This is a genomic window from Variovorax sp. WDL1 (genome assembly GCF_001541225.1).
Lineage (GTDB): Bacteria > Pseudomonadota > Gammaproteobacteria > Burkholderiales > Burkholderiaceae_C > Variovorax.
Map to the genome: position 1 here is coordinate 1 of NZ_LMTS01000093.1, position 1,207 is coordinate 1,207.

The window sequence follows — 1,207 nt, forward strand, 5'->3', positions numbered from 1 at the left end:
TCAGCCGAACTGCCTGCCTTCGGCCACCAGCTTCCGGATCAGCGGCGCGGGCTGCCAGAACGCCGCATCGTCGCGCGGGTTCTTCGCAAAGCGCTTCATCGCCTCGGCCACGTTGAAGAGCCCGACCTGGTTGGCATAGTGCATCGGCCCGCCGCGCCAGATCGGGAAGCCGTAGCCGGTGAGGTAGACCATGTCGATGTCGCCCGACTTGGAGGCGATGCCGTCCTCCAGGATGTGCGCGCCCTCGTTGACCAGCGCGTAGACCAGGCGCTGCACGATCTCCTCGTCGGAGATCTTGCGCGGCGTGATGCCGAGCTCCTTGCGGTGGTCCTCGATCATCTTGTCGACGAGCTCCGACGGGATCGCGTCGCGCTTGCCGGCCTGGTAGTCGTACCAGCCTGCCCCGGTCTTCTGGCCGAAGCGGCCCAGCTCGCACAGCTTGTCTGCAGTGCGGCTGTACTTCATGTCGGGATGCTCGACGGCGCGGCGCTTGCGGATGGCCCAGCCGATGTCGTTGCCCGCCAGGTCGCCCATGCGGAAGGGGCCCATGGCGAAGCCGAACTTCTCGATGGCGCGGTCCACCTGCTGCGGGGTGGCGCCCTCGTCGAGGAGGAAGCCGGCCTGGCGCGAGTACTGCTCGATCATGCGGTTGCCGATGAAGCCGTCGCACACGCCGGAGACCACCGCCGTCTTCTTGATCTTCTTGGCGACGCCCATGACGGTGGCAAGCACGTCCTTGGCTGTGTGCTTGCCGCGCACGACCTCCAGCAGCTTCATCACGTTGGCGGGGCTGAAGAAGTGCATGCCGACGACGTCCTGCGGGCGCTGGGTGAAGGCCGCGATCCTGTCGACATCGAGGGTGGAGGTGTTGGACGCGAGGATGGCGCCGGGCTTGGCGACGCGGTCGAGTTCCTTGAAGACTTTCTCCTTGACACCCAGTTCCTCGAAGACGGCCTCGATGATGAGGTCGGCGTCCTTCAGGTCGTCGTAGCCCAGCGTGGTGGACAGCAGCGCCATGCGCTGCTCGTACTTGTCGGCCTTGAGCTTGCCCTTCTTGACCTGGGCCTCGTAGTTCTTGCGGATGGTGGCGATGCCGCGGTCCAGCGCCTCCTGCTTCATCTCGAGGATCTTGACGGGGATCCCCGCGTTGAGGAAGTTCATGGTGATGCCGCCGCCCATGGTGCCGGCACCGATCACGCCGACCGAC

At 65.8% G+C, this 1,207-nt stretch carries 1 protein-coding gene; it reads right to left on the bottom strand.

Translation table 11 applies throughout. The features are described from left to right. A partial coding sequence (locus APY03_RS13410) for a 3-hydroxyacyl-CoA dehydrogenase (protein WP_232324249.1) occupies positions 1 to 1,207 on the bottom strand: 1,207 nt, incomplete at its 5' end.